Source organism: Geobacillus sp. YF-1, assembly GCF_052692335.1.
Map to the genome: position 1 here is coordinate 845,323 of NZ_CP199850.1, position 24,693 is coordinate 870,015.

Genomic DNA, 24,693 nt, shown 5'->3' on the forward strand with positions numbered 1-24,693 from the left:
GCGTCGATTTGTAGCTTCAGCGTAACGTTGGTTGGGGAAAGCCCAGCATTGATAACGGAGTTGAAAGCAAGCCATCTTCTGATTTTGGAAGCAGAAAGGTGACAAACTGTGCCGCCGTTGACGATGACGTTTTTGATCGATGAACAGCATGACGGAAAGCTGCTGCGTCAGTTTTTGCAAGAGAACCACATTTCGCGCACCGCGCTTACCGATATCAAATTTCACGGCGGGGCGCTGCTTGTGAACGGACAACCGGTGACCGTCCGCCATGTGCTCCGCGCCGGCGAGAGGCTGTCTGTCGTTTTTCCGCCGGAGCGGACAAGCGATTGGATGGAGCCCGAGGCGATGCCGCTTGACATCGTGTATGAAGATGACTACGTCCTTGTCGTCAACAAACCGCCCGGATTGGCGACGATTCCGTCGCGCCATCACCCAGGCGGGACGCTGGCGAACGGGATTCTTCACCACTATCGGCAGCAGCAGCTCGAGTCGACCGTTCATGTGGTGACGAGGCTTGATCGCGACACGTCGGGGCTTGTGCTGGTGGCCAAACACCGCCATGTGCACCATTTGCTGTCGGCGCTGCAGCAAAAAGGGCAAGTGACACGCACGTATGAGGCCATCTGCCATGGCGTCATTATCGAGGAAGAAGGGACGATTGACGCGCCGATCGGGCGGCGGAGCGACAGCATCATCGCCCGCGAAGTGCGGGAGGATGGGAAACGGGCCGTTACTCACTTTCGTGTGCTGCGGCGGCTCTTTGGCTATACACATGTTGCCCTTCGGCTTGAGACCGGGCGCACCCACCAAATCCGGGTTCATATGGCCTATCTTGGCCATCCGCTGGCCGGTGATGAGCTGTACGGCGGAAGTCGGGAAATGATCGGCCGCCAAGCGCTTCATAGCCGAGCGTTGTCGTTTGTTCATCCGCTCGAGGGAAAGCTGTATACGTTCGCCGCTCCGCTTCCCGATGATCTCGTTCGTCTGATCAAAGGCGCGGGCGGATGAACAAACGGGGGCTGTTACGAGAACACCCGGAATTTCTCCGGCACGTACGGCATGGATGACGGCACAGAGACGGTATTCATTTCCGGATAGCGAAGCGCGGTCAACGCGCCGCCGAATACGCAGCCGGTATCGATGTTGACCGTTCGACCGACAAAGCGCGGGACCGGAACGGGCGTGTGTCCATAAACGACCCAGGCATCGCCGCGGTATCGCTTGGCCCAGTCGCGGCGCACCGGTGTTCTGTCATCGTTCGTCTCGCCGGTGATGTCCCCGTAAAGGACAAACGTTTTCACTTTTTTGTCCAACCGGCCGATATGATCATGGCGAATGCCGGCATGGGCGATGACAAGCCGCCCTTCGTCAAGCACGGCATAAAGCGGCGCCCCTTCATATAAGCGGATGAACGTGCGGCGAATTCTCTCTTGTTCGCTTGGCGGCAAGGCGCGGTATTCGGCGACCGTTGTTTCTAAACCGTGGGTGATTTGCACGTTTCGGCCCAGAAAAAAGCGGTACAGCTTGTTGCAATGATTGCCCGGCACATAATACGCAAGGTTTCGTTCCACAAGCGCTGAAACGACCTCGATCATTTTCAGCGACTCCGGCCCGCGGTCGGTTATATCGCCGACAAACCCTAGTTTTCGTCCGCCGGGATGAACCGGCACTCCCTCCTCCCATCGGTAGCCGAGTTGTTCGATGAGCGCGGCGAATTCACGAAAACAGCCATGAATGTCACCGATGATGTCCAGCATCATATGGGAAGGCCCCCTTTCGATGGATGATCGAGATAAAACTAGTATATCCGTTGCCGCCGGAAATCCTCGGACGGGGGATTGAAGGGTGCAAGCCGCTTATTCAGCTCGTTTTTCAAATAGAAAAGCCCTGTCGCATCATCACCGGTCACCTAGGAGCTGGATTGGCCGAAACCGCGGCTAAGTTCAGAGGGGCGGTGATTTCGGACAAAATCCTGCGATTCGATCGATTGCTCAGTTAGAAAAGACCGACGAAATCAGCCTTCTTTTTTGGCGAAATGTCACGGATTTGCTCGTGGCAGTCGTTTTTCACCGGCCTTTCAGACGGACTTTGGATAAAACAAAACCGCCTGCCGAGCGGCGGCAAGCGGTTATTCCTCGCTTGCGAACATAAATTTTTTGGTTCGCGAATGGACGTTTAAGACGAGGCCGATCGCCAGCATATAAGTCGCCAGCGAGCTTCCCCCATAGCTGATAAACGGGAGCGGCAGCCCGGTGATCGGCAAAAGCCCGATCGTCATTCCGATGTTTTGAAATACTTGAAACGTAATCATGCCCGCTACACCGGCGCATAAATAGCTGCCGTACAAATCGTTGCTTTCAAGCGCAATATGAACAAATCGATAGATAAGCAGGAAAAAGAGCGAGATGACAATGCTTGAGCCGACAAACCCGAATTGTTCAGCGATGACGCCGAAAATAAAATCGGTATGCGCTTCCGGCAAATATACTTGCAAGTTGCCAAGCCCTTTTCCATACAGTTCTCCTGATCCGATCGCCATCAGCGAGCGAATGAGCTGAAATCCTTGGTCGGTCGAGTACTCATAAGGCGCAAGCCAACCGTAAAAGCGGTTGAGCTGATAGTCTTCCTCAATAATATAGCGATGGAAAAAATCAGGGAAATAGAAGTAAATGAATACGACAGACGCTACCACCGCCACACCGGAGAAGACGATGCCGAAAATGATGCGCCAGCGGATGCCGGAGACGAGCACCAACGTGCTAGTAATGGCGAGAAACACCATCGACATCCCCATGTCCGGCTGTTTGGCAAGCAAAAAGAGCGGCGGCAAAACCGCGGCGGCGATTTTGCCAAGCAACTTGAAGTCATCCTTGATCGTCGGTTCGGGATATTTTTCCCGATGGTTGACAATGATGCGGCCAAGGACGATGATCATAAAAATTTTCATCAGCTCGGATGGCTGAAAGTTTCCCCCTGGTAATCTGTACCAACTTGTTGCCCCCTTGATGGTCACCGATCCGGGAACGTTCAACTCCAAGCCAAGCAGCAGCAACATCCCGAAGCCATATAAATACCAAGCGATTTGAAACAATCGGTCGTAATCGATAATCATCGTCAAAGCGATCACCACGGCGCCAATGGCGTACCACTGCAGCTGTTTCGAAGCGAAATTGACGTTTTGCAGCTTTTCGGGCAGCATCGGTTCAGCGCTATGAATGGCGATGGCGCTGACAATGGCCAGTAAGAACAAAAGAAACAACAAATGGTAATCAAGTTTCGAACGGGATAAACGGTCATGATCCATGGAACGATCCTCTCCATATGAGCAAAATTTGCTAGAAAACTCTCCCCTCTCAAAAAACGGGCATGGTGATCGTCTAGCGAGAGACGGAAGAGGGAAGCGTAAAAGGGTTTGAAGATGCCCGCTTCCCGTTGCCGATCTGCGGGGCCGGTGATTTCATCCTAGATACGGCTTTGCTATGTCATCTTCACGAGAAAAACCTTGTTGCATCGGTCTTGCTTTTCATGCGTTCTCCCATTGATGAAGGGAATCAGGTTTTGTCACCTGTCGCCCGATCTACCCTCACATGTCGGTTCCGCTTGGATGAAGGGAATCAGTGTTTTTTCACGAGCCTCCCACGCTTCGCCTCAACAGGAAGCAGGGGCGTAGGAAGGCAGGTACCATATACCATATTAGCGAATCCGCTCGGTTTTGCAAAGTGGGAAAAACCGCCGTCATTCAGAAAGAACGGAAAACGCAACACTCATTTACATTACCGCCGGCATCCCCTATAATAGAATTAACACCTGGTGCTAAGAATAAATGATAATTGGGAGGATGGACGAATGGTTTTATCATTGGAAGGGCGCACGTACGTCGTCATGGGGGTGGCGAACAAACGGAGCATTGCTTGGGGAATCGCCCGTTCCCTTCATGCGGCCGGAGCTCGGCTTGTGTTCACCTACGCCGGGGAGCGGTTTGAAAAAGAAGTGCGGGCGCTCGTGGACACATTGGAAGATGAACGCTCGCTTTTATTGCCTTGCGACGTGACAAGCGATGACGACATTGTCCGCTGCTTTGCGCAAATCAAAGAGCAAGTCGGCGTCATCCATGGTCTCGCTCATTGCATCGCCTATGCCAATAAAGACGATTTGAACGGCGAATATATGAACGTCAGCCGCGATGGCTTTTTGCTCGCCCATAACATCAGCGCCTATTCGCTCACCGCGGTGGCGCGCGAGGCGAAAGAGCTGATGACGGAAGGCGGCAGCATCGTCACCCTCACGTATTTAGGCGGCGAACGCGTCGTGCAAAACTACAACATCATGGGCGTGGCGAAAGCGGCGCTCGATGCGAGCGTCAAATATTTGGCGAACGATTTAGGCAAATACGGCATCCGCGTCAACGCCATCTCTGCCGGTCCGATTCGCACGCTGTCGGCCAAAGGGGTGAGCGATTTCAACTCGATTTTAAAACAGATCGAGGAGCGCGCCCCGCTCCGCCGGACGACGACCCAAGAGGAAGTCGGCGATGCGGCGCTGTTTTTGTTCAGCGACTTGTCGCGCGGCATCACCGGGGAAATTATCCACGTTGATTCAGGGTATCACATTTTAGGATATTAATTACGGCAGCCGTCCCGAAGCGAGGGGCGGCTTTTCTGTTGGGATTAAGCAATTTTGCCCAGCCCGTGCATACATATATAAGGCAAGCAGAGAGAAAGGGGGAGAGCCATTGAGCCGAAAGAAAAAACTGATGGAGACCGAGCCTTTGCTTTACATCGTGCAGCCGAAGCTTCGTCCTCCAATCGCTTCGATGCAGCAATCCTTTGTTCGACGTGGAAGGGAGTCCGTTCTTGTGGAGAAAGAAGAGGAACAACAGCCATTCGAACCGGAATGGAAACCATCGTTTTCGCAAATGACCGTTCCGGAGCAATTGGCGTTTTTGGCTTCCTTGCCTAGCCACTTGCCGCCGGTGAAATGTCTTTTGGAAACGAAATCGACCCAACCGCTCGAAGGAATTGTCACCGAATGGGAGGAAGGACGGGTAAAAATCGCCACGAATGAAGGGGAGCGTCAACTGAACGCCGATGACGTGCGGCAAGTCATTTTGATTGGGTGGACACGGAAAGGGGAGCCGTAACGAGTGCCTTTGATGGATATGTTTCTCCTCGTGTTCGCCGCTTTCCGTCTCACCCGCCTTCTCGTTTATGATCAGATCACCGCTCCGTTGCGGCGTCCTTTTTACGAAGCGGCAGAGGAAGTGGGGCCCGATGGGGCGAAAGAGATCGTGTGGTATGTGAGAAAGGAGCCGGTCCGGCGATTTGTCGGGGAGCTGTTGTCCTGCTATTGGTGCACAGGCATTTGGAGCGCCGGCTTTTTATGGCTAGGGTATGTATGGTGGCCAGCGTTGTTTCAGCCCGTATGTTCCATCTTGGCCGTTGCGGCATTGGCGGGACTGGTGCAATGGGGAATGGATCAGTGGGAACAAAGGAGGCAAAGCTAAAAAAGTTACGGAAGGTGTCAAACAGGCGTCCCATTGCGTTGCCGGGACGCCCGTTTTCTTTTATAAAATGTCGACGAAGACAAGCAACGCCAACAGCAGCTGCAGCATAATTTGGATATTGATCGCGGCCTGGGTGTCTGTCGTTTCAACAGTGACATTGCGGGAATTTTCAATGACCGTTTTTTGGCGCGACACTTGTTTGACTTTCACAGCTTGCAGCAGTTCAGCGGCGACTTCTTCCGCTACTTCGCTGTCAGCAATCGAGATTTGCAGCAACACGATGATGGCCAGCTGCAGCGCTACTTGCAAGTTGACAGCGGCTTTCGTATCGGTAGTGGATACTTTCACTTCGCAAGAATCTTTAATGTAAATCCATTCTTCTGACAATTGGTATTCCGCTGCCTTTTGTTCGGCGTCTGCTCCAGTCGTCGCGTCCTCACAATTGAAAACCGGGTGGGTCATCGTGGGATCGGTGGCGCACCAGCGCCGCGGTTCGTGAGCGGCTGTCTCCATCAATGGATAGGCGCGGTTATACATCACTTGGCTCATATCCAGTCCCTCCTTTAGTCGTTGTAGTATATCATACGGTTTGTGGCATTCGGTGTGTAGGCCAATAGACAAGGGGAATGGCCCGTTTTTGATTCCATGATGCCGTCGTTACTTTTTCGTCTTTTTCCCTTGCTTCTTTGTTGGAGTATGGGTGTTCGGATCGACATCATGTTCTGTGACGCGCTGTTCTAAGCTTTCCAAGTACTGTTGCACTTGGGCCTGCAATTGCTGGACCATTTGCCGAATTTGTTCTTTTTCTTCTGCTGTCAGCTGCACTTGTTTCGCTGTGACGCCATGTTTTTTCAATGTCTTTTCGACCAACAGTTGCAGCAGCTGCCGTTGGGGAAGATCGGGTGAGAAGGACGGTTCCGTCATTTCCAGCTCCCTCCTTTCTTGGCGAAGATGCTTTCTTGGCCACCGGTGAAAATCAGCCGCGTTCGCGCGATGATCGCACGCCGAATCCGCCGTACAGGGGATTGAACGGAGAAGCGGCTTGGGTCGCAGATGTTCCATCACCGGAGCTGAGAAGGCTGGTGAAACACGGCTGTTTCCCTTGACCGCCAGGGAACGTGTGTACCCGTGCTACAGGTTTTTTCTATTTGCGAAACGAGGCGAGAAAGCGGCCTGTTCCCTTCCATCACCAGCCTTTTAGAGATCTTGGCATTACTACTGTATGAACAGCGAGGCGGAAAGGAAAGGGACAAATATGGAGTTTTGCCTCTTGGCCAGAGCTTGTCGGCCTAGAAGGCTGGCCAAACACGGTTATTTCTTTTGAGCAATGGGGGAGCGTGCGAAAGGCGATCTTCATGCCACAGGGCTTTTCGATTTGAGAAACGAGGCTGGTAAGCAGCCTGTTTCCTTCCATCACCGTCCCTTTAGGAGAGCGGCTGAATGATCAGCGGATTGACGGCTTCGATCCCTTGTTCCGATTGCGCGCAATACACGGTGGCTGCTACACGGAGCGGTGCAGACAGCGGATGGTTCACGCGAATTTGAAACGAAGGAAATATAAGCGATTCCCGTGGCGCGAGGGAACGATGGGCGGCAGGGCGAATCCAATATTCTCCCTTTTCACGAACGAGACGTTGCCAATCGGAATGAACGAAAACCCATCCCGGCTGCTGGTCTGGATCACTCAGCGAAGAAGAAGCGATTTTTCCGCTTAAGGAGCCAGCTTGCTTAGGAGTGACGGTAAGGCAAATCGAGGCGATATCTGCAGCTGCCGTCCCGATGTTGTCCATGATGAGATCGCCGATGATCCAAATCGGCTCTTCCAGATGCGAAGGGAGCATGACGGAAAAGCGAAAAAAGGCATGGAGACGCAGTTCATCGGTCGTGAAAGAAGCAGGCTGGTGCGCTTGTTCCTCGAGTGCGACTTGACAGCGCAACAGCTCTTGTTGGAGAACAGCGATAGTTTGTTCATACTCGTTCAAGACGGAAGTTTTCCATTCTTTTGCTTTTTGTCGCCAATACTCGGTGCGAAGCCGTTCTTTTTCTAGCTGTTGTTGCAGCTCGGTCCAGCGTTGTTCCCACTGAATCAATTCGGAACGATAATGAATGAGTTTTTGCTGCAGCTGAAGTTCTCGATCCGAACGGTGATGAGCCATTTGTTTGCCCTCCTTATCGTTCGCTTTGCTAGAAGGCCGGTGAAAAAATCGCTGCCGCACATCAATTGGAGGCATTTTTATTTCAAAAAGAAAGCTGATTGTGCAAAGTTTCTCTAATTGAGAAACGGGACCGATCAGCAGCAGTTTACACGAAATCACCGGACTCCTAGAGACGCAGGTTGTTACCATGCATATGTAAAAAGGCAGCGAAACATGTATGGCATCCGTGAGGCAGAAAAAGCTTTTTTGCCGGAGAGTTTATCGAAAGCGATCCGTTCAAGCTTCCGAATCCATGAGGCAGAAAAAAAGCTTTTCTGCCAGCCAAGCGAGAAAGGCTCGCTGGGGCAGAAAAGCCGTTCATTAACGAGCGGGGAAGACTTCCGGGCATTGCGGCGGGAACTTGGCTGTCGGGCAAAGGGTCGCTTCCGCCAGCTCTTCGCGCGGTTGGCACAGCCGGGCTTCGACTTCGATTTTGACGTCTGCTTCCATTTGCACTTCTAAGCAAAGCGTGATGGAGACGTCAAGCTGCGAGAAGTTGTCGGTGCAGACGAGGCTGGAGTCGCATTCGAAGAAGGAAATGTGTCCGACCAGCTCTGTGCCTTCAGGAGCGCAAAGGATGAACGTTTGCGCTGTCGCAAACGGGATCGGGTTCGACTCGCAAACGACAACGCCGTTTCCGCTCACAATTTGGACGACGACATGGCCTTTGATGAGAGCTTTGACCTTTTGCAATGTGACGGTGTCGCCGGATGGCAGTGTGATGTTGACCGGCTGGCGCCCTTGGGGCTGAACAATTTCTTGGAAAATGAGCGCATCTTGGTCAACGACCGGGTCAATCCGATTTCCTTGAGCGTCAGAAAGGAAGCAACGAATCGTTAATTCGGACGGATCAAGCCCCCGCTCGGCGATGCAGTCGCATAGCAGCCCTTGACGCGGGCATTTGCTCGTTGGAAAGATGTCCTCCAGTTCCGGGCCGTTGAAGCTCCGCAACGGAACGTCAATTTGTCGAGTGACCCAGTCATAGACTTTGCGAGTTCGAATACACAGCCGTTCTTTGTCGTGACGATGATGGTAATGACCCATTTGGCATCCTCCTATCCTTCGATCGTTTTTCCCCGTTCCTTTGATTGGGTGGGGCTACTGTATACTATGAACCCTCTAGGTAAGTGTGTTGGGACAAAAGCGGATTTTGCCAACATCTATGGCTCTTCACCAAAAGTTGTACTTGATTTTTCCATCACACATCTTACTTATGCATCCATGAAAGAACAGGAAACCAATCATGTTTTGCTTATACCTGTTCAGAGAAGTGCACCGTCTGTCAAGTACACGTTATGGTGATGAGCCACATCCATGTCAAACAAGGAAAAAGAAGGGAAAGGGAGGAAAACCGGGCATGGAGAAAGGTGAGAAAAAATGGATGGAGTTGTGGCGCCGGTTGAAAGAAGTGGAAGCGGAAAATATCGTTTTGCGCGAGTTGGCTCATCAAAGCGAACAACGTTATGAACAAGTGAAACAATTGACAAAGGAAAATGAAGAGCTGCGCCGCCGGTTGGAGCAGCTGCTCGAGCCGGAAAAGGACGGCAGCCCGGAAGAGGAGCGGCCGGACAGCTGGTTTTTCCGCACGTTAAGGCAAGAAAAAGCGATGTCATCCCGCCGCGGGCAAGACAAAGAAAAATAAACGGCACCCTTGGCCTATACGGCCATACACTAAAAATAGCCTTACATTTTTGCCAGATGGGGGGATGAAAGCCATGATGAAGCCTGTTCGAACGAACCTCGTTTCGCCCAAACCGACGACATGGGCGCTTTCCTCGACCACTCAGCCGGTACGGCGCCCGCGGGGCTGCGGCTGCGGCCGGCCGCCGATGGTAAAGAAATGAGGCCGATCCGTGAGAGATGCCCATACTCCAGAGCCTTTCCGTGCATAGTCTAACAATGCCACTAGGCGAAAGGAAGGGGGGATGGGGATGTCGGATCGGAAAAAAGGGAAGGTCATTCATGTGGATAAGCTGATCATTCACGCCGATGACGTCATCATTGTGCCGCGTGGGCGCATCCGTGACCCATGGTTGTTCCCGCATCGGGCAGACGCGGTCGAAGCCATGGAGGACGTGCGGGAAGAGGAAAGGCACGATGAAGGCGAACACGGCCGGGACGAAGGGGAACGGAGACCGTTCTCGTGGATTTAAGCGATAAGGAAAATGGGGGACAGAAGCGGTGGAACGTTTTAAAAATTACGGACTCTGGCTAGGAATCGGGTCGTTTGTCGTCTTGGCGCTCGAAACGTTCGGTGTGGATATCGATCTCGGCAAATATGAGCAGCTGTACCACGCCTTGTTGAGCATTTTCGTGATGGCCGGCATTTTAAACAACCCATCGCTTGGCCGCGGCTATTCCGACAAAGTCGACCCCAAGTCATAAACAGCAAGAGGGGGCTGTCCGATCAGTCCCTAACAAGGAAGCAAGTGGAGAAAAACCTTTCGTTTCTCTCCACTTGCTTTTATCTTTTTCCGGTTGTTATGTGAAAAGACCAATGGTTTTACAACAACTGACAATTATAATTTGGCGGCGAAACCTCATTCTAATCACTGTCAGCGTCAATTTTCACCGCTAAAGGAGGGCATTCATCATGACGGTTGCGACACAAGTGAAACAAACATTGGCTGGATTAAAAGCGGCTCAAGCGAGCTTTGAAACGTTTGCCCTGCAAACGGAAAACCAAACCGCGAAACAGCTTTATCAACAAGCCGCTCAACAAACACAAGCGGTCATTGATTTAGTGAACTCGCGCGTGCAAGAAATTCAAAACGAAGAGCCACAATATAAACAGCAATAACTTTCGCCAAAGGAGCTGTTTTTCGGTGGAACGGTTGAAGCTATGGCAACCGTTCCGCCCCTCTAGATGAACGTACATAAAACGAATGGGTGAGTAGCGATGAAACGATGGTGGTTGGCAGCGGTGGCTGTTTGGCTCGCCGCTAGCGGTTGCGCAAAAGAGGAGACAGAGCAAAAACAGTCGCTGCAAGGGGCGGATTGGATGCGCGCCCAAACGTCCGGGACGGCAAAAGGGGCTGTGTTGGATCAAGGGCCGGCGGAGCGGGCGGTCGCTTCGTTGCGCCGGCGCGATGACGTCCGTGAGGTGGTGGCGGTCAACAGCGGAGAGCGGCTGCTCGTCGCTTATCAAATTCCTCATCTGAAACGATGGAAGCGGAAGGAAATTGAAAAAGAGATTGCCGAACGATTGCGCGCCATGTTTCCCGGGTATGAGGTCGTCTCTTCGAGTGATTTGAAAATTTTTTGGAAAACGAAAGACCTCAAAACGAAGATGGAGAAAAAGCGTTGGAATGAACGCGATCTCCAGCGCGAAATCGGGCGCATCGAAAAGCTAAGCAAAGAGCAGACATAAGAGAAGAGGTGTCGGTATGGCGAATGAAAAGCGGAAAAAATTAACTCCGGTTCAGCAAGAGTACCACTTATTCGAAAAAGAACGGGAAACAAAGCGCCCGATCGTTCGCAACTGCGCCTGCGCCTTTCTCGTCGGTGGGACCATTTGTGCGATCGGACAGGCGATCTCTTATTTTTATATGTATTTCTTTGACTTCACCGAGCAGACGGCAGGGAACCCGACGGTGGCGACCATGGTTTTTTTGTCCATGATTTTAACCGGGCTTGGCGTTTATGACCGCATCGCCCAGTTTGCCGGAGCGGGGAGCGCGGTACCGGTGACGGGGTTTGGCAACGCCGTCATTTCTGCGGCGATTGAACACCGGACGGAAGGATTCGTGCTCGGCGTGGGCTCCAACATGTTCAAGCTCGCCGGCTCAGTCATTTTGTTCGGCACGTTTGCAGCATTTGTCATCGCCCTCATCAAAACGATTGCTATACAGTGGGGGGGATTGTAATGCTGAAAGGGCATCGCACGTGGGTGTTTACCAACAAACCGGCCATCATTGCTACGGCAGTCGTCGGGGGGCCGTTTGAGGCGAACGGTCGCCTCGCCGCCGATTTCGATCTTCTTCACGAAGATTTATGGCTTGGCGAAGAGTCGTATGAGAAAGCGCACCGCGTTTTGCTTGAGGAAGCGGCGTTTCAAGCGCTGGAAAAGGCCGGTTTGCAGAAGGAACAGGTGCAGTTTTTCATTGCCGGCGACTTAATTAATCAAATGACGCCGACCAGCTTCGCTGCCCGGACGCTCGGCGCACCGTATCTCGGCGTTTTTGGCGCCTGCTCTACGTCAATGGAAGGGCTGGCGCTCAGCGCTTTTATTACAAACTACGGCGGGGCAGACTATATATTGACCGGGGCATCGAGCCATAACACCGCCGTCGAAAAACAGTTCCGCTATCCGACAGAGTACGGCGGGCAAAAGCCGCCGACGGCGCAGTGGACCGTCACTGGCGCTGGGGTCGCCATCGTCAGCCCAAAAGGGGACGGGCCGCGTGTGACAGCAGCGACGATCGGCCGGGTCGTCGATATGGGAATAGCCGATCCGTTTAATATGGGCGGTGCGATGGCGCCGGCGGCGGTCGATACGATTGAAGCGCATTTTCGCGATATGCAAATCGATGCCTCTCACTATGACTTGATTGTCACTGGCGACTTAGGGAGAATCGGGCGTCAAGTTTCCTTAGATTTGTTGCGTCAGCACGGCATCGAGATCGACGAGGAACGTTACCAAGATTGCGGGCTCCTTATTTACCGCGATGGACAGCCGGTGCTGTCCGGGGCGAGCGGGGCGGCTTGCTCGGCTGTGGTCGTTTACGGCCATTTGCTCAACCGCATGCGGCGCGGCGAGTTGAAGCGCATTTTGGCCGTAGCGACCGGCGCGTTATTGTCGCCGCTATCGTTCCAGCAAAACGAAACGATTCCGTGCATCGCCCATGCGGTGGCGATCGAGTATGGAGGTGAGGCGTAGCGTGCTGGCGATGTTTTTTTGGGCGTTTGTCGTCGGCGGGTTGATTTGCGTCATTGGTCAACTTTTAATGGATGTGTTTAAGCTCACCCCTGCCCATACGCTGACGATTCTCGTTGTCACTGGAGCGATTTTGGATGGATTTGGTTTGTACGAGCCGCTTATCGATTTTGCCGGCGCCGGGGCGACGATTCCGATTACAAGCTTTGGAAACGCGCTCGTCCACGGGGCGATGCAAGAGGCGGAAAAACACGGCATTGTCGGCGTGTTGACCGGCATGTTTGAAGTGACGAGCGCCGGCATTTCCGCCGCGATCGTCTTTGGATTCATCGGAGCGCTCTTGTTCCGCCCGAAAGGATAGGAGGGACGTTCATGACCGTTGCTTCGCAAGTGAAACAAACGTTGGCGAGCTTAAAAGCCATTCATGCCGGCCTGCAACAGCTGGCGCTCACCTCCCAAGATGAAACGGCACAGCGAACGTTTCATGAAGCGATGCTCACGGCCGAACAGATCATCGCCGAACTGAAAGGCCGGGTCGGCCGGCTCGAATTCGAAGAGCCGCAATACCATGGAAAGTAAGGAGCATGATCGATGCCTATCTGGTTGGAAGTGGCTATTCGTTCCGTCTGCATTTTAATCGGATTGTTTGTGATCACCCGCATTCTCGGCAAAAAACAATTGTCCAAACTGTCTTTTTTTGAGTACATTGTCGGCATTACGGTTGGAGATATCGCTGGAACGATGTCTTCCGATTTGGACATTTCCCTCCAAGAAGGAATCACAAGCATTTTAATTTGGTCATTGTTTCCGGTTCTGATCGCCCGCATCTCTTTGCGCAATAAAAAATTCCGCGATTTCGTCGAAGGAAATTCGACGGTTTTCATCAAAAACGGCAAAATTTTAGAAGAAAACTTAAAGCGGGAAAAGTACACGGTGGATGAGCTGCTCGAGCAGCTGCGCAAGAAGGATGTGTTCCGTGTCGCCGATGTTGAGTTTGCGGTGCTGGAGCCGAACGGGGATTTAAACGTGCTGCTGAAACGGGAAAAGCAACCGCTCACCGTCGGCGATGTGTTTCCAAACCCGCCGCGGGAAAAAGAGCCGCAAACCGTCATTATGGACGGCATGATTTTGGATGAGCCGCTCGCGACGATGGGACTCGGCCGCGGCTGGCTGAAAGAACAGCTTGATAAGCAAGGAGTAGCGGTCGAAAACGTCTTTCTCGCCCAAGTCGATTCGTACGGGCAGCTGACGATTGATTTGTACGATGACAAAATTCAAGTGGCCGAGCCGCAGGAGAAAAAGCTGCTTCTGGCTGCAATGAAAAAAGTGCAGGCCGACTTCGAGCTATACGCGCTGCAGACGAATTCGGAAGAAGCAAAGGCGCTGTATGAAGCCCATGCGGCGAAAATGACCGAGCTCATCGAAAAAGTCGGACCACTATTGCGAAACTAATGTCAAGGAGGATCCGAGTATGGAAAAGAAACGGACAAAAACTACAGACGAGGAAATCCGGATTCAGCTGAAAACGGACGGCCGCTCTGAACGGACGCGGACGACCGACGAAGAGATTTCGATTTCGTTTATGTTTGACAATCCGCAGCTAACACGGCAGCCAAAAGACTACGATGAAATCGAATACTAACGGCTAATAAATGACATTGTTAGGGGTGGCGACGGGTAAAGAGGGTGTCCCAAACGGAGCGGGACACCCTCGTTTCTGGCTAAACGCCAGCGCCGTTTTACGCCGGCAACGACTGCAAAAAGGCGCGCACGTCTTCCGGTGTTTTGGCATTCGCGCTGTGCAAATGGGCGATTTTTTCCCCGTTTCGGAAGACAAGCAGGCTTGGAATGCCGAGCACTTGATATTTTTCGCCAAGCTCGGGGAATTGATCGCGGTCGATCTCCAGCCAATCGTATTGCCCGTACTCGCGAATGATCTCATCGATGAACATGTTCAAGCGCACACAGTCCGGACACCACGTCGTATAAAATTTGATCACCGTTGGTTGGCTGCCGGAAATGGCCGCCTCGAATTGTTCCAGCGTTTCAATGCGTTTCATCGGTTTTCCTCCTCTTTCTGCCACTGTTTTGAACTACTCCACCTTACTTGACAAAATTTGAGGAGATTCCTGCGAACGCCAAGAAGGCGGGTGAAAAACGGTTGTTTCTCTTGGACAATAGGGGAGCGTTTGCAAGCCGATTTTCGCTGCGACAGGGCTTTTCGATTTGAGAAACGAGGCTGGTAAGCGGCTTGTTTTCTTCAATCACCGCGCTTCAAGGCATCCCTCAATGATTGAGCAGCCTATCCCCGTCGCCCCGACGGCTGGCAGTACCAATGGCGTAAGCCTCCTGCACGTATGGCAAACTTTTACATCGGACTTGCCACGCCCCTATTTTCGCTTGGTTTTCGCAACTTCGGTGGGCGTGGTAGACGAATGGATGCTTGGATATTTTCCATGACAGAGCCTTTCCTGTCACAGCCCCATATATCGAGTTTTCAAAGAACATCGACAGGAATAGGATACCATACAAACAGGCGTTTTGGCCATCGCCAACCGACATTCATTTCCCACTGCCCTGCACAAAAATGAAGTAGGAGAAACATATGATAGGTGTTACAAAATCCAGACTCCCTTCTGCCCTGCACAAAATTGAAATGGGGGCTGCTGTCGGAAAACGATAAAAAACGGCCAAAAAAGAACCGCAACGCCTTCACCACTTCCCCCCTATTTGGCATACAACAGAAAGAAAAGGGGGGAGACATCGTGAGCAAAGAACTGGAAAAAGCGTTGGAAGGCTGGGTCGCCTCGCGCAAAGAAGGACATGAAACGTTCATCCGCCTGTTTGAACAATGGGGGAGCGATTTTACCAAACAGCTGCAAGAAATCGAAAAGCTGAACAACGGGTTTCTCCAAAAGGTGCAAGGCAACTTGGGCTACATTGAGCGATGGTTTACTAAGAAGGAGCGGGAATTTGCCGAGCTGTTCCGCCGATTTGGCTGACAAAATGGCGGTTGCGCCCATACGCTGGCGCGCGCTCATGAATACGATACAGTAAACGGAGAAGGAGGTGCATCCGAATGGGCTTCTGCGGTTACGGCTTTCCGTATTACGGCTACGGCTATGGCGGTTTTGGCTATGGCGGTGGCTTTGTGTTGATTGTTGTGTTGTTCATCTTGCTGATCATTGTCGGCGCTGCATTTGTCGCTTAACAGACGCGCGCAGTCGATACGGGCCGTTTCGGCGCCACGGAGCGGCTCGTATTTTCTTTCGGTCACGTGCACGCCGAAGGAGCGTTGTCATACGATATAGCAGGAAGAAGGGGGAGGAACTATGGATCAGCAGTTTTTCAAAAACATCGAAAAGAAAACAGGCGTCAACATGAAAGAGATTTTTGAGCTCGCCAACTCGCTGCAAAACGCCAACTTCAGCGATGAAAAAACGGTTCGTCAAGTCGTGAAACGGGTGGCGCAAATCGCCAATCGGAAAGTGCCAAAGGAACTTGAAGATCAAATTGTGAAAACGATCGTCCATAACGGCAAGCAAATCGATTTGAATACGATTGCCAATATGTTGAATAACAAAAAATAAGCGAAAGGGAGCTCTGCGCGTGCAAGCTCCCTTTCGTTCGCTATTCGAGCGGCTTGACCATGGCGACGTGCGGAATGCCGGCATCTAGAAATACATCGGACACGGTTGTATAGCCGAGCTTTTGGTAAAACGGTTCCGCGTGCGTCTGGGCGTTTAGCTTCACTTTTTTCGCCCCTTTTGATGTCGCCAGCTGCTCGATGGCTTCCATGACCATGCGGCCAGCTCCCCGCCCTCGGTAGGAAGGCAAGACGCAAATGCGTTCGATTTTGCCGACCCCTTCGTCGATGAAACGAAGACGTCCGGCACCGACCGGGATGTCACCATCATATAAAACGAGATGAAAGGCGTCATCTTCAAACTGATCGATTTCTTCTTCCTCCGGCACGTGCTGTTCCTCGATGAAGACAAGGCGGCGGACGCGCAACGCGTCTTCATAAAGGGGCCGGTCTTTGCTCGTTCCAATGGCGATGTTCATCGGCTACACCGTTTCCTTTCCTCCGACGATAAACGTCTCGTAGACGGTCCACGACCCGTTGTCCAGCTGATAAAGGAGATGGAAGCGATCGACCGTTTCCTCAAAATGGACGTCTTGCAGCTTCAGCTGGCTGTATACATCCGCATATTCGCCACTCGGCAAGTCCCGGCCGATCGTAATGTGCGGCACGAACACAAACTCCGGCTGCCCGGAAAACAAGCCGCTGTGCAGCTGCTCATGAAGGCGTTCAAGCACGTCGTTTGGCTCCACTTTCAAATAAATGACGTTGCTGGTCGGGTAAAACGAGCTGAATTTCGTCACTTTGATCGGAATTGGAGGCGTTTTCGCTGCGATGCGATGCAGCTCCTTTGCCATCGCCTTCAACTTCTCCTCGTCCGCCTCAAACGGATATTTCAATGTAATGTGCGGCGGGATGAGGGCGTAATGGCTGTCATACCGCTTCCGGTAGGAGTTGGCGAAATCTTGGATTCGTTTGGACGGAAAGATGACAATGCCGTATTTCATTTCAATTCCCCTCCTTGAGATGGTTATCGTTGGACGGCTACAGCGTCAAAATCGTCGATAGCGCCCGAGGCACATCGGGCTGCCAATGCGTCCACGCATGGCCGCCGGCAAACTCATGGTACGTATAGGCAAACCCTTTTTCGACCAACAAATCTCGCGCCTTTCGATTCGGGGTCACAAAGTCGCGCACTTGTCCGTCTGTCGTTTTTACAGCCGTTTCTTCCGAGCCGACGGAATGGTAAATGGCGAGCAGCGACGGATCGCGGAATGAGCGAATGAGCGCCAAGAGCGAATCATCGATGTAGGGGGACTGCATGGCGATTTTTCCGAATGTATGCGGATACAACAGTCCGGCGGTCAACGATACGGTCCCGCCGAGCGAATCACCGATGAGCGCCCGGCCTTTGCCCATTTGATACGTCGGCAGTTCGCGGTCCAAAAACGGCACGAGTTCATGGGCTAGAAAGCGGAGATACGCTCCGTGCTTCGTTCCCGATGGATGATACTTTTCATAGCGGTCGTTTACATTCCGATACGGAATACCGACGACGATCGTGCGGTCAATCGTGCCGTTGGCCATTAACGTTTCGACAGCCGTTTTCATTTTTCCGTACATAAAGTAATCTTTGCCATCTTGAGCGATTAATAAAGAATATTTGTAAAGCGGGGAAAAATTGCTTGGCAAATAGACGAGCAGTTCGATTTTCTCCTGAAGCTCCCCGCTATATAGCGCGTAATCGCGCATCGTTCCTGCTGTCATGACCATCCTCCAGTGAAAGCGCAAGTTCATCTGTTATTGTAACATATTTGTACAAAAAATGTTAATCAAGGGCTCGAATTTTTTGTGAATTTGCCGAGTGATGCGCAGCGAAAAAAAGACTTGCAAAAACCGCTGGAATGCGTTACATTTCTTAATAAATAAAATTGCAACAAAATTGAATACCCATCCTGTTCTTATCGAGAGAAGCGGAGGGAACTGGCCCAATGAAGCTTCAGCAACCAGCCGCCCGGCGGCCAGGTGCTAAATCCAGCGAATTGAGCATTCAATTCGGCAGATAAGAAGAAGCATGACCATGTGTATGGAAAAGTCTTCTTCTTGGAAGACTTTTTTTATTTTCCTTTGTTTCGGCGGCCGTTTTGCCGACCTGTGAGTCGGGGCGGCAGCGAAGCGCTCGGCTGTCGAGACAAGCAGCGAAGTGTTTGGGCGCTGCGGCCGCCGGTCGTTGGGCAAGAGGAATTTTTTTACAGAAGGAGAGAGATGAGATGGAGAAACTGGAGACGTTGTTAGCGCAAATCGGAAACCGGAGCGAAACCGTGACAGGAACGGTCAACCCGCCCGTCTATTTTTCGACCGCCTACCGCCATGCCGGCATCGGGGAATCGACCGGGTTTGACTACATCCGCACCGGCAATCCAACGCGCAAAATTGTTGAGGAGGCGATCGCGAAGCTGGAAGGCGGCGATCAAGGCTATGCGTTCAGCTCCGGCATGGCCGCCATTCAGACGGTGCTCGCCTTGTTTGAGAGCGGAGATGAGTTTCTCGTATCGGCCGACCTTTACGGCGGCACGTACCGTTTGTTTGAGCGCGGCTGGCGCAAGTACGGTCTTCGGTTCCATTATGTCGATTTTACCGATCTCAATGCGGTGGAAGCGTGTATCAGCGAAAAAACGAAGGCGATTTTCTTGGAAACGCCGACAAACCCACTGATGCACGAGACCGATATTTCCGCGGTCGCCCAGCTTGCCCAACGGCACGGGCTATTGTTGATCGTGGATAACACGTTTTACACTCCGGTGCTCCAGCGCCCGATTGAACAAGGAGCCGATATCGTCCTCCACAGCGCCACGAAATATTTAGGCGGCCATAACGATGTGTTGGCCGGCTTGGTCGTCGCCAAGGGAGAAGCGCTTTGTCAACGCTTGGCCGAGTACCATAACGCCATCGGCGCCGTCTTGTCCCCGTTTGACTCTTGGCTGCTGATCCGCGGGATGAAAACGTTGGCGCTAAGGATGCGCCAGCATGAAGAAAACGCCAAGCGCATCAGCGCCTTTTTGCGCGAACATGAAGATGTGACCGACGTCTTATATCCAGGAAGAGGTGGGATGCTGTCGTTCCGGATTGCCGATGAAAAGTGGGTGAACGGATTTTTAAAAAGCTTGCGCCTTATTACGTTCGCGGAAAGCCTAGGCGGGGTTGAAAGCTTTATCACGTATCCGGCGACACAGACGCACGCGGACATTCCGGAAGACATCCGCATCCGAAACGGCGTCTGCAACCGGCTGCTCCGCTTCTCGGTCGGCATTGAGCACGCCGATGATTTAATCACCGACTTGGCGCAAGCGTTCAAAAACATGAAAGAGGTGTGAGCGATGGAACGGGAATGGTCGTTTTCGACAAAACTGCTCCATAACGAATGGAAAGTCGACCGCGCAACCGGGGCGGTGAGCGTGCCGATCCAGCACGCCTCCACGTTCCATCAGTTCGATTTCGACTCATTCGGAAAATACGACTACAGCCGCTCCGGCAACCCGACGCGCGAGGCGCTTGAGGAGACGATCGCCGCCTTAGAAGGCGGTGTGCGCGGGTTCGCGTTCGCCTCGGGCATGGCCGCCATCTCCACGGCGTTGTTGCTCCTGTCCAAAGGCGACCATGTGCTCGTAACCGAAGACGTCTACGGCGGCACGTACCGGATCGTCACCGAAGTGCTGAGCCGGTTTGGCATTGACTATACGTTCGTCGATATGACCGATCTCAAGGCGGTGGCGGAAAACATCCGGCCGAACACGAAAGTCATTTATATGGAAACGCCGTCCAACCCGCTGTTAAAAGTGACCGACATTCGCGCTGTCGTCGAGCTGGCGAAAGCGCACGGCTGTTTGACGTTTTTGGATAATACGTTCATGACCCCGGCGCTGCAGCGGCCGTTGGATCTCGGTGTCGACGTTGTCCTCCACAGCGCGACGAAGTTTTTAGCCGGCCATAGCGACGTCGTCGCCGGACTGGCGGTCGTGAAAGACGAGGAGCTTGGCAAACAGCTGTACAAATGGCAAAACGCCTTTGGCGCCGTCCTCGGCGTCCAAGACGCGTGGCTTGTGCTTCGGGGGCTAAAAACGCTTCACGTTCGCCTGAAACAGTCGTCCGCATCGGCCATGGCCATCGCCGAGTATTTGCTCCGCCATCCGAAAGTAGAAGAGGTATATTATCCGGGATTGGCGAACCATCCGGGCCATGACATTCAACGCAGCCAAGCGGCGGGGTTTGGCGCTGTGCTGTCGTTCCGCTTGGCCGATGAAGAAGCGGCCCGGACGTTCGTCCGCCACGTCCGCCTGCCGGTGTTCGCCGTCAGCCTTGGGGCGGTCGAATCGATTTTGTCGCACCCGGCGAAAATGTCGCACGCCGCCATGCCGAAGGAAGAGCGGCTGCGGCGCGGCATTACCGACGGCTTGCTGCGGCTGAGCGTCGGACTTGAGGATGTCAACGATCTGATCGCCGATGTTGAGCAGGCGCTGTCGTTTGTGAAAGAACGGCCGTCGATTTCGGCGCGCTAAAAGGCGGCGAACGAAAGCTCCGTTGTCGTGGGGGAAGTGATGAAATGGTCATCACGCAAATCTATCCCTGCGCCAGTGCCAACGCCGGCCGCGCCCGGAAGTGGTGAACATGGTCATCACACAAAGCGTGAAAAGACGGTGAACCAAAGCCCCGTCTGTCGCCGTGCCGCCGTTTTTCCGCCGGCCGATGCCGAGGGCGCTCCAATCGTTCAACGTTGTCATCGCAAAACGGAGGGGGAACCACTGCGTACAGCGCAGCGGTTGACGCCCATTCCCCCTCAGCACGAAACCGCCATGGAGCGCCTTCGCTCGGCCGTAAACAGCACACCATCCCCGCGCCTCCCGTCAAAACGGCAGCCTTCGCCGAAGAATAGCGCCGCCGCGCCACTGGGCAATACGAAACCATCCAGCGCCGTTGCCCCCGCTCTTGCTTGAACCGTTCCACCACCGATTGTTTGTTTAGGAGGCCGGAGATTTACTCGCGCAACCGCTTCTTCGGATCGTTTCTCAAGTAGAAAAAACTTGCTGCATCAGCCTCTATGTTCACGCGTTCCATCGCCGATTAAGGCAAACAGCGGGTTTTCACCAACCTTTTAGAAGGGCGGTGAAAAACCGCTGATTCCTTTCATCAATGGGAGAATGAGCGAAAAGCAGGACCGATGTAACAAGGTTTTTCTAATTGAGAAATAACATGGTAAAGCCGTATCCATGATTAAATCACCAGCCTCTTAGGGGAAGGCCGCTTTCCCTTTCTCAAACTGAACAGCGATTTTTTAAAAAAAGTTATTGACAACGTGTATGCTCGTCTATATAATTAAAAATGTGTTCGATAGCGGACAACAATATACGATTCCGTAGCTCAGCTGGGAGAGCGCCACCTTGACAGGGTGGAGGTCGCTGGTTCGAGCCCAGTCGGAATCATCAAGTGAAATCCCTTGAGCCATAAGGCTTCAAGGGATTTTTTATTTGCTGCATCGCTTCGTTATTTTTGGTGTCTTTGGTAACTTGGTGTGATTTTTGGATAAAACTTTATTGGCTCTTCACCACGAGTTGTACTTGAGATTTTAAGATCAGTATGCATATGGAAAATAGAGGGTACAAAAAATGCGAATTTTCCGGTATGGTAAAGGTGACGAAATCAAACCATGGAGGAAAATTCGCATGTACTCTCAGTTTATCGAAGAACTCATCGATTGACCAGGTGTTTTGATTCAAAAGGTGTGAAAAGAAGAACGTTGGATTTTCAAACGTTCTCTACCCGAACAATGCCCGTTATGTCCTGTCTGCTTAAAGCGCACGATCAAAATGACAGAAAAAGAGAAGCCATGGATGCATGGCTATATAAGAGTTGCAATTTTGTTTTACAGGGCATTGTTCGCTCTTCTTGTCACTGTGCCAGCTTGTCAGGTGATAAAGATGGGGCATGGAGATCGGAAATTCTTTGTCATTACGATGCTCAAGACGAACCGGACTCTCTATCCGAAAGGCATCTCCGTCCAAGCGAAGGAGTTTGCCCGCTATATCGAGCCCAACGACACCCGCCTCGTCACGGTGGGGAAGGAACGTTACCGCGTGTATCGCTACGAGGGAGCGATCCATGGCCTCGAGGATGCGGTGGTGCGGCTGGCTTGGAAGGCGGATCAACCGATGACGCCAGATCACTTGAGCACCGACCGGGAGCTAGGCGATGAAGAGATCTTGCGTTACGATGCCCTGCGCTGGACGATCGAATGCGGTTTCCGGCAGGCCAAAGACCAGCTGAAGCTTGATGGGTACTGTGTTCGCCACGTTCGGTGAAACGGTATTGGGCCGTGGTGCTGTTCGCCTGCGTATATAACAGCATCGCCGAATCTCAGCAAGATCTCTCTTCCGGCCTGGAGCTTCTTCGGTCTCGGAAAGGGCACAGCGTCGTCGAGTTCATCGATGACGCCGCAAAGCAAGAGATTCCTATTGATGTGATCAAAAAACAGCTCCATGTTGCCTAAGGGGTACCCTGTTTGTCTCTTAGGGCATGGAAATTACTGTAATGAAAAATGCTCATCTACAGTTATTCAATTTAGGAAACTCTTTTCCATTAACAAACAAATAATATTTTCGTACTGCATTTTGATAGGCATTATGATATTCCTTATCATTGAGCTTCTCTTGAATTTGAAGCAACAAATTGTACATAGCTTTATCATCTTTTACAATGTTGTCTAAATCGACGTTAAGCTCTCTTTCAACCCTCAGCGCTCTTGCCACTCTTGAGTTAACGGCTTTCACTTTGCTTTTAATATTACTGTCGTTAATCAAGTAATTTCTAAATTCTTTCTCTCTCATTCTTATTCCCTCCATCTAATTTTTAGGATCATCACCATAACGTGTACTTGACAAGTGAGACTTCTTTTCGTGTTACCATGTATAAAATCGTTGATTTACTGTCTTTTACTTCCATAAGGAAGTATGGCATGTTTTGAAACAGTCAAGTACAACTTGTGGTGAAGAGCCACTTTTTAATAAAGATACATGAAAAATGGATAAAATGGTAGCCTTATTTAGCAAATGAATGTTTACAGATTTTATTGTAATCGCTCTCGATGGTATTCGATTGCATTCGTTGTCTTTTTCAAGGTATCGATTTGTTTTTCCTGTCCTTTTTGTCATACAGGTGACGTGTGAATAAAAACGCTCAGGGAAAGATTGTATGCCATCAGTCAAATGCGAATGCTTACAGATTGATTAATGATCTTTGTGCGTTATTTATTAAATTTGATTGAAGCTTTGCTTATCTACAGTGATGTAGGTAAAAAAGTTTAGTAAAAAAATTGGATATCTGTTATAATGAATAATGGGCAAAAACTGAATGGAATGGGGTAATGCATATGGCAACGATTCGCGACATTGCTAAACAGGCGGGCTATTCAATTTCAACTGTCTCGAGGGTGTTGAACAATGATCCGGATCTTTCAGTATCCGAGGAGACGCGTGAGAAAATTTATGAAGTAGCAGAAAGGTTGAACTACCGCAAGAAAACTATCAGAAAAGTGATTCGTAATATAGCTTTTTTATATTGGTTTACGGATAAAGAGGAATTAGAAGATGTGTATTACAAAACAATGAGAATGGAGATAGAAAAGTTAGCGCAAGAGTTTAATCTAGAGCTACAGACTTATAAAATTTCAGATGGCATTGATCAAATTCCAAAGAACATTGAGGGGTTTATCGCTGTTGGAATTTTTTCCGATCAGGAACTTGAACGCCTGCGATCGATTACGACGAAAGGAGTGTTTATTGATTTATCACCCGACCCGAGCTGTTTTGATTCGGTGCGTCCAGATTTAACGCAGATCACTGAGCGGGCGATCGACTTCTTTCTTGAGAAAGGGCATCTAGACATCGGTTTTATTGGTGGGACGTATCCGAATCCGAATACAGGAAAGGATGAGATGGATTCGCGCGAGCGGGCGTTTCGAAATTATATGAAAGCAAAGGGCTTGCTCAAGGAAGAGTATATTTTTTGCCACCGAGGATTTTCTTTTGACAATGGCTATGAACTCATGACTAGGGCGATCAAAACCCTAGGAGATCGACTGCCTACTGCGTTTTTTGTGGCGTCTGATCCGATTGCCGTTGGTTGCCTACAGTCGTTAAATGAGCATCGTATTAGTATCCCTGACAGGGTGAGTGTTATCAGTGTCAATAACATCAGCATTACCAAATATGTTTCGCCTCCATTGACAACATTTCATATTGACATTCATGAAATTTGTAAAAGTGCGATCGAGTTGTTACTGGAGCGAATACAAAAAAAGAGAAGAATTGTTAAGACGTTGTTGTTAGGGGCTGAACTTATCGTACGAAAAAGTACGAACTAGCCCTTTTTTGTTTCATAAATTTTTTATTAATTTTAGTAAAAAGTTGTTTACTTTTTTTATTATCAGTGCTATATTCAAGGTAGTTAAGCGTTTCCAAAAAGAGAAGGGGGAATGAGAAGGTGA

General features: G+C 51.3%; 35 protein-coding genes, 1 tRNA gene, 2 pseudogenes and 1 riboswitch. Of the genes and pseudogenes, 25 read left to right on the forward strand and 13 right to left on the reverse strand.

The genetic code is table 11. The features are described 5' to 3' along the window. The first annotated feature begins 108 nt into the window (after positions 1 to 108). Complete coding sequence (locus ACTVIM_RS04265) at positions 109 to 1,008, forward strand: RluA family pseudouridine synthase (protein WP_144973287.1); 900 nt, start codon at positions 109 to 111, stop codon at positions 1,006 to 1,008. 14 nt (positions 1,009 to 1,022) lie between these two features. Here ACTVIM_RS04265 and prpE read toward each other — a convergent pair whose 3' ends face one another. Both prpE and ACTVIM_RS04275 read right to left on the reverse strand, forming a co-directional pair. Beyond that, positions 1,023 to 1,760, reverse strand: coding sequence for a bis(5'-nucleosyl)-tetraphosphatase PrpE (gene prpE, locus ACTVIM_RS04270; RefSeq protein WP_445613751.1), 738 nt, complete (start codon positions 1,758 to 1,760; stop codon positions 1,023 to 1,025). 368 nt (positions 1,761 to 2,128) lie between these two features. Further along, on the reverse strand, positions 2,129 to 3,304 hold the full coding sequence (locus tag ACTVIM_RS04275; RefSeq protein WP_445613752.1) for an FtsW/RodA/SpoVE family cell cycle protein: 1,176 nt from the start codon (positions 3,302 to 3,304) through the stop codon (positions 2,129 to 2,131). Between the two features lie 542 nt (positions 3,305 to 3,846). Here ACTVIM_RS04275 and fabI point away from each other — a divergent pair. The 3 genes from fabI (at position 3,847) to ACTVIM_RS04290 (ending at position 5,503) form a co-directional block, all read left to right on the forward strand. Further along, positions 3,847 to 4,623, forward strand: a complete 777-nt coding sequence (gene fabI, locus ACTVIM_RS04280) for an enoyl-ACP reductase FabI (protein WP_445613753.1) — start codon at positions 3,847 to 3,849, stop codon at positions 4,621 to 4,623. Between the two features lie 109 nt (positions 4,624 to 4,732). Continuing rightward, complete coding sequence (locus ACTVIM_RS04285; RefSeq protein ID WP_445613755.1) at positions 4,733 to 5,140, forward strand: CotO family spore coat protein; 408 nt, start codon at positions 4,733 to 4,735, stop codon at positions 5,138 to 5,140. A 12-nt stretch (positions 5,141 to 5,152) separates the two neighbouring features. After that, positions 5,153 to 5,503 (forward strand): DUF1360 domain-containing protein, encoded by a 351-nt coding sequence (locus ACTVIM_RS04290; protein ID WP_235207587.1) that lies wholly within the window; start codon positions 5,153 to 5,155, stop codon positions 5,501 to 5,503. Between the two features lie 60 nt (positions 5,504 to 5,563). Here ACTVIM_RS04290 and ACTVIM_RS04295 read toward each other — a convergent pair whose 3' ends face one another. The 4 genes from ACTVIM_RS04295 to ACTVIM_RS04310 form a co-directional block, all read right to left on the reverse strand. Then, the gene (locus tag ACTVIM_RS04295; RefSeq protein ID WP_445614303.1) at positions 5,564 to 6,016 is read right to left on the reverse strand and encodes a spore coat protein; all 453 of its coding nucleotides are present in this window, start codon (positions 6,014 to 6,016) and stop codon (positions 5,564 to 5,566) included. Between the two features lie 144 nt (positions 6,017 to 6,160). After that, positions 6,161 to 6,427 (reverse strand): hypothetical protein, encoded by a 267-nt coding sequence (locus ACTVIM_RS04300; RefSeq protein WP_144973299.1) that lies wholly within the window; start codon positions 6,425 to 6,427, stop codon positions 6,161 to 6,163. Between the two features lie 500 nt (positions 6,428 to 6,927). Continuing rightward, positions 6,928 to 7,659 carry a hypothetical protein gene (locus ACTVIM_RS04305; RefSeq protein WP_445613756.1) on the reverse strand — a complete coding sequence of 244 codons (732 nt, stop codon included), beginning with the start codon at positions 7,657 to 7,659 and terminating at the stop codon, positions 6,928 to 6,930. A 360-nt stretch (positions 7,660 to 8,019) separates the two neighbouring features. Continuing rightward, positions 8,020 to 8,742 carry a hypothetical protein gene (locus ACTVIM_RS04310; protein ID WP_445613758.1) on the reverse strand — a complete coding sequence of 241 codons (723 nt, stop codon included), beginning with the start codon at positions 8,740 to 8,742 and terminating at the stop codon, positions 8,020 to 8,022. Between the two features lie 313 nt (positions 8,743 to 9,055). Here ACTVIM_RS04310 and ACTVIM_RS04315 point away from each other — a divergent pair, with 313 nt between their 5' ends. The 12 genes from ACTVIM_RS04315 (at position 9,056) to ACTVIM_RS04370 (ending at position 14,216) form a co-directional block, all read left to right on the forward strand. Next, a complete protein-coding gene (locus tag ACTVIM_RS04315) occupies positions 9,056 to 9,340 on the forward strand; it encodes a spore coat protein regulator protein YlbO (RefSeq protein ID WP_445613759.1) in 285 nt (94 codons plus the stop codon). A 73-nt stretch (positions 9,341 to 9,413) separates the two neighbouring features. Further along, positions 9,414 to 9,542, forward strand: a complete 129-nt coding sequence (locus tag ACTVIM_RS04320; protein ID WP_445613760.1) for a hypothetical protein — start codon at positions 9,414 to 9,416, stop codon at positions 9,540 to 9,542. An 87-nt stretch (positions 9,543 to 9,629) separates the two neighbouring features. Continuing rightward, positions 9,630 to 9,851, forward strand: coding sequence for a hypothetical protein (locus ACTVIM_RS04325; protein ID WP_445613761.1), 222 nt, complete (start codon positions 9,630 to 9,632; stop codon positions 9,849 to 9,851). Positions 9,852 to 9,879: 28 nt separating this feature from the next. Then, positions 9,880 to 10,083 carry a hypothetical protein gene (locus ACTVIM_RS04330; protein ID WP_033018815.1) on the forward strand — a complete coding sequence of 68 codons (204 nt, stop codon included), beginning with the start codon at positions 9,880 to 9,882 and terminating at the stop codon, positions 10,081 to 10,083. A 208-nt stretch (positions 10,084 to 10,291) separates the two neighbouring features. Then, positions 10,292 to 10,498: a DUF1657 domain-containing protein gene (locus ACTVIM_RS04335; RefSeq protein ID WP_144973307.1), complete on the forward strand. Its 207-nt coding sequence runs from the start codon at positions 10,292 to 10,294 to the stop codon at positions 10,496 to 10,498. A 99-nt stretch (positions 10,499 to 10,597) separates the two neighbouring features. Continuing rightward, a complete protein-coding gene (locus ACTVIM_RS04340; RefSeq protein ID WP_445613762.1) occupies positions 10,598 to 11,068 on the forward strand; it encodes a YhcN/YlaJ family sporulation lipoprotein in 471 nt (156 codons plus the stop codon). A gap of 16 nt (positions 11,069 to 11,084) precedes the next feature. Then, complete coding sequence (gene spoVAC, locus ACTVIM_RS04345; protein WP_184321877.1) at positions 11,085 to 11,564, forward strand: stage V sporulation protein AC; 480 nt, start codon at positions 11,085 to 11,087, stop codon at positions 11,562 to 11,564. Beyond that, positions 11,564 to 12,577: a stage V sporulation protein AD gene (gene spoVAD / locus ACTVIM_RS04350; protein WP_445613763.1), complete on the forward strand. Its 1,014-nt coding sequence runs from the start codon at positions 11,564 to 11,566 to the stop codon at positions 12,575 to 12,577. Before spoVAC ends, spoVAD begins: the two co-directional genes overlap by 1 nt. Position 12,578: 1 nt before the next feature. Beyond that, positions 12,579 to 12,935 carry a stage V sporulation protein AE gene (spoVAE, locus tag ACTVIM_RS04355; protein WP_445613764.1) on the forward strand — a complete coding sequence of 119 codons (357 nt, stop codon included), beginning with the start codon at positions 12,579 to 12,581 and terminating at the stop codon, positions 12,933 to 12,935. An 11-nt stretch (positions 12,936 to 12,946) separates the two neighbouring features. Then, the gene (locus tag ACTVIM_RS04360) at positions 12,947 to 13,153 is read left to right on the forward strand and encodes a DUF1657 domain-containing protein (protein WP_445613765.1); all 207 of its coding nucleotides are present in this window, start codon (positions 12,947 to 12,949) and stop codon (positions 13,151 to 13,153) included. A gap of 12 nt (positions 13,154 to 13,165) precedes the next feature. After that, entirely contained in the window at positions 13,166 to 14,026 is an 861-nt protein-coding gene (locus ACTVIM_RS04365; RefSeq protein ID WP_033018804.1) for a DUF421 domain-containing protein, read from the forward strand. A gap of 19 nt (positions 14,027 to 14,045) precedes the next feature. Continuing rightward, positions 14,046 to 14,216 carry a hypothetical protein gene (locus tag ACTVIM_RS04370; protein WP_165570915.1) on the forward strand — a complete coding sequence of 57 codons (171 nt, stop codon included), beginning with the start codon at positions 14,046 to 14,048 and terminating at the stop codon, positions 14,214 to 14,216. 97 nt (positions 14,217 to 14,313) lie between these two features. On the opposite strand, the gene ACTVIM_RS04375 is transcribed toward ACTVIM_RS04370, so the two are convergent. Continuing rightward, entirely contained in the window at positions 14,314 to 14,634 is a 321-nt protein-coding gene (locus ACTVIM_RS04375; RefSeq protein ID WP_033018803.1) for a thioredoxin family protein, read from the reverse strand. Positions 14,635 to 15,071: 437 nt separating this feature from the next. Continuing rightward, a complete protein-coding gene (locus tag ACTVIM_RS04380) occupies positions 15,072 to 15,290 on the reverse strand; it encodes a hypothetical protein (protein WP_445613768.1) in 219 nt (72 codons plus the stop codon). A gap of 49 nt (positions 15,291 to 15,339) precedes the next feature. Here ACTVIM_RS04380 and ACTVIM_RS04385 point away from each other — a divergent pair, with 49 nt between their 5' ends. The 3 genes from ACTVIM_RS04385 (at position 15,340) to ACTVIM_RS04395 (ending at position 16,164) form a co-directional block, all read left to right on the forward strand. Continuing rightward, on the forward strand, positions 15,340 to 15,576 hold the full coding sequence (locus ACTVIM_RS04385; protein ID WP_445613769.1) for a hypothetical protein: 237 nt from the start codon (positions 15,340 to 15,342) through the stop codon (positions 15,574 to 15,576). A gap of 77 nt (positions 15,577 to 15,653) precedes the next feature. Further along, positions 15,654 to 15,785 carry a YjcZ family sporulation protein gene (locus ACTVIM_RS04390; protein ID WP_081897181.1) on the forward strand — a complete coding sequence of 44 codons (132 nt, stop codon included), beginning with the start codon at positions 15,654 to 15,656 and terminating at the stop codon, positions 15,783 to 15,785. A 121-nt stretch (positions 15,786 to 15,906) separates the two neighbouring features. Beyond that, positions 15,907 to 16,164: a stage VI sporulation protein F gene (locus ACTVIM_RS04395; protein ID WP_033018799.1), complete on the forward strand. Its 258-nt coding sequence runs from the start codon at positions 15,907 to 15,909 to the stop codon at positions 16,162 to 16,164. Positions 16,165 to 16,204: 40 nt separating this feature from the next. Here the strand turns inward: ACTVIM_RS04395 and ACTVIM_RS04400 are convergent, their stop codons facing one another. The 3 genes from ACTVIM_RS04400 to ACTVIM_RS04410 are packed head-to-tail and all read right to left on the reverse strand — an operon-like array spanning position 16,205 to position 17,930. Then, on the reverse strand, positions 16,205 to 16,639 hold the full coding sequence (locus ACTVIM_RS04400) for a GNAT family N-acetyltransferase (RefSeq protein WP_445613771.1): 435 nt from the start codon (positions 16,637 to 16,639) through the stop codon (positions 16,205 to 16,207). Positions 16,640 to 16,642: 3 nt separating this feature from the next. Next, positions 16,643 to 17,164, reverse strand: coding sequence for a YjcG family protein (locus tag ACTVIM_RS04405; RefSeq protein ID WP_033018796.1), 522 nt, complete (start codon positions 17,162 to 17,164; stop codon positions 16,643 to 16,645). A 37-nt stretch (positions 17,165 to 17,201) separates the two neighbouring features. Then, entirely contained in the window at positions 17,202 to 17,930 is a 729-nt protein-coding gene (locus tag ACTVIM_RS04410) for an alpha/beta hydrolase (RefSeq protein ID WP_033018794.1), read from the reverse strand. 185 nt (positions 17,931 to 18,115) lie between these two features. Continuing rightward, a riboswitch (SAM riboswitch) is annotated at positions 18,116 to 18,226 on the forward strand. 201 nt (positions 18,227 to 18,427) lie between these two features. On the opposite strand from ACTVIM_RS04410, the gene ACTVIM_RS04415 reads away from it, so the two are divergent. Both ACTVIM_RS04415 and metC read left to right on the forward strand, forming a co-directional pair. Further along, positions 18,428 to 19,531 (forward strand): methionine biosynthesis PLP-dependent protein, encoded by a 1,104-nt coding sequence (locus ACTVIM_RS04415; protein ID WP_445613772.1) that lies wholly within the window; start codon positions 18,428 to 18,430, stop codon positions 19,529 to 19,531. A 3-nt stretch (positions 19,532 to 19,534) separates the two neighbouring features. Next, positions 19,535 to 20,713: a cystathionine beta-lyase gene (gene metC, locus ACTVIM_RS04420; protein ID WP_445613773.1), complete on the forward strand. Its 1,179-nt coding sequence runs from the start codon at positions 19,535 to 19,537 to the stop codon at positions 20,711 to 20,713. Between the two features lie 61 nt (positions 20,714 to 20,774). Here the strand turns inward: metC and ACTVIM_RS04425 are convergent, their stop codons facing one another. Then, a complete protein-coding gene (locus ACTVIM_RS04425) occupies positions 20,775 to 21,044 on the reverse strand; it encodes a hypothetical protein (protein ID WP_445613775.1) in 270 nt (89 codons plus the stop codon). A gap of 517 nt (positions 21,045 to 21,561) precedes the next feature. Between ACTVIM_RS04425 and ACTVIM_RS04430 the strand changes: the two genes are divergently transcribed. The 3 genes and pseudogenes from ACTVIM_RS04430 to ACTVIM_RS04440 all read left to right on the forward strand — a co-directional run. Next, a tRNA-Val gene (locus tag ACTVIM_RS04430) sits at positions 21,562 to 21,634 on the forward strand. Positions 21,635 to 21,919: 285 nt separating this feature from the next. Continuing rightward, a pseudogene (locus ACTVIM_RS04435) lies at positions 21,920 to 22,078 on the forward strand (ISL3 family transposase); the annotation flags it as partial. Positions 22,079 to 22,150: 72 nt separating this feature from the next. Continuing rightward, a pseudogene (locus ACTVIM_RS04440) lies at positions 22,151 to 22,698 on the forward strand (IS701 family transposase); the annotation flags it as partial. A 52-nt stretch (positions 22,699 to 22,750) separates the two neighbouring features. Here the strand turns inward: ACTVIM_RS04440 and ACTVIM_RS04445 are convergent. After that, positions 22,751 to 23,035: a hypothetical protein gene (locus ACTVIM_RS04445; protein WP_445613776.1), complete on the reverse strand. Its 285-nt coding sequence runs from the start codon at positions 23,033 to 23,035 to the stop codon at positions 22,751 to 22,753. 542 nt (positions 23,036 to 23,577) lie between these two features. Between ACTVIM_RS04445 and ACTVIM_RS04450 the strand changes: the two genes are divergently transcribed. Beyond that, positions 23,578 to 24,570, forward strand: coding sequence for a LacI family DNA-binding transcriptional regulator (locus ACTVIM_RS04450; RefSeq protein ID WP_445613777.1), 993 nt, complete (start codon positions 23,578 to 23,580; stop codon positions 24,568 to 24,570). Positions 24,571 to 24,693: the final 123 nt, after the last annotated feature.